The organism is Rhodococcus sp. 105337, assembly GCF_012844225.1.
In the GTDB taxonomy this organism is placed as follows: domain Bacteria; phylum Actinomycetota; class Actinomycetes; order Mycobacteriales; family Mycobacteriaceae; genus Rhodococcus.
This window is the reverse complement of sequence record NZ_JABAGQ010000014.1, coordinates 112929-119492: the sequence shown is the minus strand read 5'-3', so window position 1 is coordinate 119492 and position 6564 is coordinate 112929. Positions and strand designations below refer to the sequence as shown.

At 69.2% G+C, this 6564-nt stretch carries 5 protein-coding genes and 1 pseudogene; all 6 read left to right on the top strand.

Annotated elements, in window-relative coordinates:
- Positions 1-738: 738 nt before the first annotated feature.
- Positions 739-1587, top strand: a pseudogene (locus HF886_RS20920) (hypothetical protein); the annotation flags it as partial.
- Complete coding sequence (locus tag HF886_RS19030) at positions 1584-2621, top strand: HAD-IIA family hydrolase (protein ID WP_169622365.1); 1038 nt, start codon at positions 1584-1586, stop codon at positions 2619-2621. The pseudogene HF886_RS20920 and the gene HF886_RS19030, both read left to right, overlap by 4 nt.
- A gap of 53 nt (positions 2622-2674) precedes the next feature.
- Positions 2675-2893, top strand: a complete 219-nt coding sequence (locus tag HF886_RS19025) for a hypothetical protein (RefSeq protein WP_169622364.1) — start codon at positions 2675-2677, stop codon at positions 2891-2893.
- 1 nt (position 2894) lies between these two features.
- Entirely contained in the window at positions 2895-3719 is an 825-nt protein-coding gene (locus HF886_RS19020) for a TlyA family RNA methyltransferase (RefSeq protein WP_169622363.1), read from the top strand.
- A gap of 98 nt (positions 3720-3817) precedes the next feature.
- Positions 3818-4714, top strand: a complete 897-nt coding sequence (locus HF886_RS19015; protein ID WP_296550984.1) for an NAD kinase — start codon at positions 3818-3820, stop codon at positions 4712-4714.
- 1 nt (position 4715) lies between these two features.
- Positions 4716-6485: a DNA repair protein RecN gene (recN, locus tag HF886_RS19010; protein WP_169622361.1), complete on the top strand. Its 1770-nt coding sequence runs from the start codon at positions 4716-4718 to the stop codon at positions 6483-6485.
- Positions 6486-6564 lie beyond the last annotated feature (79 nt).

The following is a 6564-nucleotide window of genomic DNA, read 5'->3' as shown; positions in this document are numbered from 1 at the left end:
GGAAGCTAAGCCCCATTGCGCCGATGGTACTGCACTCGACAGGGTGTGGGAGAGTAGGACACCGCCGAACACCCGTTACCGAAAGGGGACCCAATAATTGGGTCCCCTTTCGTGTTTTTATCGTGCTTTTATGAAAGGATTTTTTCTGTGTCCGACAACAACGGTGAGCGTCGATCCTTCCGGAGTGGAGGATCTACTCCCTGGTCGGGCCGGGGCGAAGGCAAAGAAGGCTCGCAGACCAATCGCGGCAACGACGACCGCAGGCAGAGCGGCGACAGGCATGACGATTCCTCCGCCGGGCGCGGAGACGACCGCCGGCCACAGCGGAGCGGTGAACGCTCCTACCCGGATCGCGCACAGCGCGGCCGAAGCGAGGATGCGCGCCCCCGCCGAGAAGGCGATGCACGACCCGACCGCAACAACGACTCCCGGCCTCGCCGTGAAGGCGATGCGCGTCCGCCCCGCAGCGACGACAGGTCCGACCGCGGCTACCGGCCGCAGCGCGACCAGCCGTCCGGCGACCGCCGACGTGACGACTCCCGGCCCGCCCGTAGTGGCGACTCGCGACCGAATCGCGACAGCGATCCTCGGCAGAGCAGGGGTGACGACCGCGGACGGCAGTTCGGTGATCGGAACCGACCTGCGTCGGATCGGTCCCGCGGAGACGCCGGTCGCAGCGAGCGTCCGAATCGCCCGACCGGTGACCGCAGCCGCGACGACGCACGCGGCGGAGCCCGCAGCTACGGCGGCGATCGCCGTGGCACCGACGACCGCCGTGGAAGCGACGATCGCGGAGCCCGTAGCTACGGCGGTGATCGCCGCGGTGGCGAAGCCCCTCGTCGTCGTGGCGGCGAAGGCGGATTCGGCCCGGCAGGGGGACGTGACGGTTCTGCTTCCCGGCGCGATGCCCGCCCCGACGAGCCGGACCTGCCCGAGAACGTCGAAGCCTCGGAACTGGACCCGGCGATCCGGCGCGACCTCCTCAGTCTCGACAAGCTGAACGCCAACGCCGTCGCACGTCACCTGGTCATGGCGGGGAAGCTCATCGACGACGACCCGCGTCTCGCACTGGCGCATGCCCGTGCCGCACGTCAGCGTGCCGGCCGGATCGCAGTCGTCCGTGAAGCCGCCGGTATCACCGCGTATCACGCAGGCGAATGGGCCGAGGCGCTCTCCGAGCTCCGTGCAGCACGCCGGATGTCCGGTGGAACAGCACTTCTCGCTGTCATGGCCGATTGCGAACGTGGCCTCGGACGGCCGGAGAAGGCCATCGAACTCGGGCGAAGCGAAGAAGCACGTGCCCTCACCGGCGACGAAGCCAGCGAACTGCGGATCGTCGTCGCGGGTGCCCGCATGGATCTCGGCCAGTACGACCAGGCCGTGGTGACACTGCAGACCTCCGATCTCGACCCGACCCGCACCGGTACGCCCGCGGCACGGCTCTTCTACGCATACGCCGACGCACTCGTCGCAGCGGGACGCGCGGAAGAAGGCGTGCAGTGGTTCCTGCACTCCGCGGAAGCCGACATCGAAGGCGTCACCGACGCCGAGGATCGGGTGGAGGAGCTCACCGGAGGAGACTTGTGACCTCGTCGAGCGGCGCCTTCGGCGACGCGGCGGCCGAGTACACCGGTGACTCTCTGCGTTCGCTCTACGATGTCCTCCTGCTCGACCTCGACGGCACGGTCTATCGAGGCGCGGATGCCGTTCCCGGTGCCCGCGAGGCGTTGACCGCAGGCGACAGGCTGTTCTATGTCACGAACAACGCGAGCCGTCGCCCGAGCGAAGTCGCCCGCCATCTCCGCGACCTGGGGTTCCCGGCGGACGACGCGTCGGTGGTGACGAGTTCGCAGTCCGCCGCCCGTCTGCTTGCGGAACAGGTGCCGTCGGGATCACCTGTTCTGGTGGTCGGTACCGACGCTCTGGCAGAGGAGGTCGCCCGGGTGGGATTGAACCCGGTGCGGACCGCCGACGCAGATCCCGTTGCCGTGGTCCAGGGACATTCACCCGAGACGGGGTGGCCGATGCTCGCCGAGGCGACACTCGCCATTCGTGCCGGCGCCTGGTGGGTTGCGACCAACATCGACTCGACGCTGCCCACCGAACGGGGACTGGTGCTCGGAAACGGGTCGATGGTCGCAGCGGTACGTCACGCCACCGGCGCCGAGCCCGTCGTGGCAGGCAAGCCGGCGGCTCCTCTGCTCGAGGATGCGATCCGGCGTGGTGCCGCACAACGGCCGTTGGTCATCGGTGATCGGCTCGACACCGACATCGAGGGTGCCAACGCAGTCGGCGCGGACTCCCTCCTGGTCCTGACCGGCGTCAGCACGGTCGACGACCTGTTGCGCGCTCCCGTGGAGCAACGCCCCACGTACGTCGGTGCCTCGCTCGGGTGCCTCGACGCTCCGGCGTCGCAGGTCCGGGTGATGCCCGCCGAGGGCTGGTCGGTACGGCTCGAGGACGGCGATCTGCATCTCGAGTCCACCGGGGTGGTCGGCGACGCGATGGAGGTCTTGCGCGGACTGCTCGATGTTGCCTGGTCGAACCCCGGTTTCGGCCGGCTCCGGCCGGTCGACGAGCACGCGCGCACTGTGCTCGCGGAGTGGGGCATCGCTTCCTGAATCGGGTCGTGCCGTGTGCCGGTCGTGGCGTGGATGCACTAGCGTGGTCGGTGATGAGCACGTCTATTCCACGCCCCGGCGAACACGTTCCCGGCCCACGAGTCGCGATCGATCCCGACCGTATCCACGCGGAGGTCGATGCGCTGCTGATGCGCGCGCGCGACAGCGCGGACACCTCCGACACGGCCCAGGGGATCTCCCGCCAGGCCCAGCTGCTCGACCAGGCCCACGACGTTCTCGTGCAGGCGCTGGCGACCGTGGACAAGATCTGACGTGGCGCGCCGAGCACGGGTCGACGCAGAACTGGTACGACGCGGATTGGCGCGTTCGCGGGAGCACGCGAGCGAGCTGATCGCCGCGGGCCGGGTGTTGATCGCAGGCACGGTGGCGACCAAAGCCGCCACCGCAGTCGAGCCGAACACCCCGCTGCTCGTCACGGAGGTCGCGGACGAGGTGTCCTGGGCCTCACGTGGCGCGCACAAACTCCTCGGAGCACTCGAAGCCTTCACCCCGCAGGGCCTGGAGATTTCCGGGAAGCGATGCCTGGACGCAGGTGCGTCGACGGGGGGATTCACCGATGTCCTTCTGCACGAAGGCGCGTCGGAGGTGGTCGCCGTGGACGTGGGGTACGGGCAGCTCGTCTGGAGACTGCAATCCGACCCGCGTGTCCACGTCATCGATCGAACAAATGTGCGTACCATCGACGCGGATCTCATCGGAGGACCGGTCGAATTGGTGGTGGCGGATCTGTCGTTCATCTCTCTGAAGCTGGTGTTGCCCGCGTTCGTGCGTTGCGCGGCTCCCGGCGCCGACCTGCTTCCGATGGTGAAACCCCAGTTCGAAGTCGGCAAGGACCGGGTCGGCAGCGGCGGCGTCGTGCGAGACCCCGAACTCCGGGCCGAAGCGGTGCTCGAAGTGGCACGCGAGGCCCAGCGAGCGGGGCTCCGCACCCGGGGAGTGGTCGCGAGCCCGCTACCGGGTCCGTCCGGAAACGTGGAGTACTTCCTCTGGCTGCGGGCCGGAGAGCCGGGCGCCGAGGACCTGGACCCGAACGTGATCGATCTCGTCCACCGCGCGGTACAGGAAGGACCACAGTGACAACAGGGCCGGCGCAGCCGAACCCGGGGACAAGAGGGCCGGCGCAGCCGAACCCGGGCACCCCGGCGCCGACGGGTCCCGGAGGCACCGAACGCGAGATCTTGCTCGTCTCGCATGCGGGTCGCGACGAGATCGCCACCACTGCTCTGCGGGTCGCCAAGGTTCTGGGCGAGGCGGGCATCGGTCTACGGGTACTCGAGGACGAGGCAGGCAGCAACGGGCTGGGAGTTCTCGCGATCCCGGGCAGTTTCATTCGCATCGTCGAACCCGGTCCCGACGCCGCCGCAGGCTGCGAGATGGTCATCGTGCTGGGCGGGGACGGAAGTTTCCTCCGCGCTGCCGAACTCGCACAGTATGCGTCGGTCCCTGTGCTGGGCATCAACCTCGGACGAATCGGGTTCCTTGCCGAGGCGGAAGCCGAACACCTCGAAGACGCGTTGCATCAGGTCGCCCACCGCGAATACCGCATCGAAGAACGAATGACTCTGGACGTGACCATCCGCGTCGACGACAGGATCGTCGACCGCGGCTGGGCGCTGAACGAGGCGAGCCTCGAGAACAAATCCCGGCTCGGGGTGCTCGAGGTCGTGCTCGAGGTCGACGGCAGGCCGGTCTCGTCGTTCGGTTGCGACGGGGTGCTCATCGCAACCCCCACGGGTTCGACCGCCTACGCGTTCTCCGCGGGCGGTCCTGTGGTGTGGCCGGAACTCGAGGCACTGCTGGTGATCCCGAGCAACGCACACGCGCTGTTCGCGCGCCCGCTGGTGACGAGTCCCGAATCGATCATCGCCGTCGAAACCCTCGCGGGTGGTCACGACGGGGTGGTGTTCTGTGACGGCCGGCGCACGCTCGAACTGCCCGCGGGCGGACGCCTCGACGTGGTGCGCGGCCGGCACCCGGTGCGCTGGGTACGGCTGGATTCGGCACCGTTCGCAGACCGGATGGTGCGAAAGTTCGAACTTCCGGTGAAGGGCTGGCGGGGAAGGAAGCTCTGAGATGCTCGCTGAGATCAGGATCGACAACCTGGGCGTCATCTCCGAGGCGAGCGCCCGGTTCCACGGTGGTCTCACCGTGCTGACCGGCGAGACGGGTGCCGGCAAGACCATGGTGGTCACGAGCCTGCACCTGCTGTCCGGGGTTCGGGCGGACGCGACACGGGTCCGCGTCGGCGCGAACCGTGCCGTGGTCGAGGGACGCTTCAGCGTCGACGACGGTGCCAGTCATGTCGAAAAAGAAGTCGCCCGGCTTCTCGAGGCCGCCGGCGCGCAACGCGACGAGGACGGCAGCATCATCGCCGTCCGCAGCGTGGGCAGCGACGGCCGGTCCCGCGCCCACCTCGGGGGACGCAGCGTCCCGGTGGGTGTGCTCTCCGAATTCACCGACCCGCTGCTCACCGTGCACGGGCAGAACGACCAATTGCGCCTGCTCCGCCCGGGCGAACAGCGTTCCGCGCTGGATCGGTTCGGCGGAAAGGCGATCGCTCCGCTGCTCGACCGGTATCGCACGCACCGACGTCGGTGGCTCGACGCCCGCGCCGAATTGCACGAACGTACCGAGCGGTCGCGGGAGCTGGCGCAGGAAGCCGACCGTCTCCAGTACGGACTCGACGAGATCGAGCGCGTCGATCCGGAGCCGGGGGAGGACGCCCGGCTCGTCGACGACGTTCGTCGTCTGTCCGATCTCGATTCCCTCCGCGAGGCAGCGATGGGCGCACACGCGGTGCTCGCCGGCCAGGACGCCGCCGACGGCGACGAAGCCCGCTCCGCACTCGACTTGCTGGGTGAGGCACGCTCGCGCGTCGACGGCAGCGACGACCCGGCCCTTCGCGACCTCGGGCCGCGCTTGGACGACGCCATCGCGGTGGTCACCGACGTGGCCGGCGATCTGTCGGGCTACCTGGGGGATCTTCCCTCCGACCCGGGTGCGCTCGAGACCCTGCTCACCCGGCAGGCCGAACTGAAAACCCTCACCCGGAAATACGCGGCGGACGTCGACGGAGTACTCGAGTGGGCGCGCAGCGCACGAGAACGACTCTCGGGTCTCGATGTGTCCGCCGAGGCCCTCGACAAACTCGCCGCCGAGGTCGACGCCGAAGCCGCCGCCACCGCCGAGGCCGCGACGGCACTGTCGGCGGCACGCCAGAAGGTGGCGGGGAAGCTGGCGAAAGCGGTGAGCAAAGAACTCGCCGGACTGGCGATGGGCCGCGCGGTGCTCGAGGTACAGATCCGCGAACAGCAGGCCGCGGCGGCAGATTCCGCGCCGCTGCCGATCGGCGATCGCGTCCTGCACGCCGGTGAGTCCGGCGTCGACGAGGTGGAGTTCCGGCTTGCCGCGCACGGCGGCGCTCCGGCTCTTCCCCTGGCGCGCAGCGCGTCCGGCGGCGAGCTCTCGCGGGTGATGCTCGCGCTCGAGGTGGTCCTCGCCGGATCCGAGCGTGGCGCGACCATGGTCTTCGACGAGGTCGACGCCGGCGTCGGAGGCCGCGCCGCTGTCGAGATCGGCCGTCGGCTGGCTCGGTTGTCCCGGACCCATCAGGTCATCGTCGTCACACACCTCCCGCAGGTCGCCGCGTTCGCCGACACGCACCTGGTGGTGGACAAGGTGGACGATCGCGCCGGGGTGGTGAGCAGCGGCGTGCGGATGTTGTCGGACGCCGAACGTGTCGCCGAACTCGCCCGGATGCTCGCGGGACTCGACGACACCGAGACCGGTCGCGCCCACGCCGAGGAGTTGCTCGCCGTCGCGCACGCCGAGCGGGCACAGTGATCGGGCCGTCGATGCGGCGTCGCGGCGTCGTCTCGGCGCGCCTCCGATAACTGACCGGAACTCCGGAGCATCATCTTTG

Coding starts and splice junctions, on each gene's coding strand:
- HF886_RS19025 (WP_169622364.1), top strand. CDS start 2,675: ATGAGCACGTCTATTCCACGCCCCGGCGAACACGTTCCCGGCCCACGA.
- recN (WP_169622361.1), top strand. CDS start 4,716: ATGCTCGCTGAGATCAGGATCGACAACCTGGGCGTCATCTCCGAGGCG.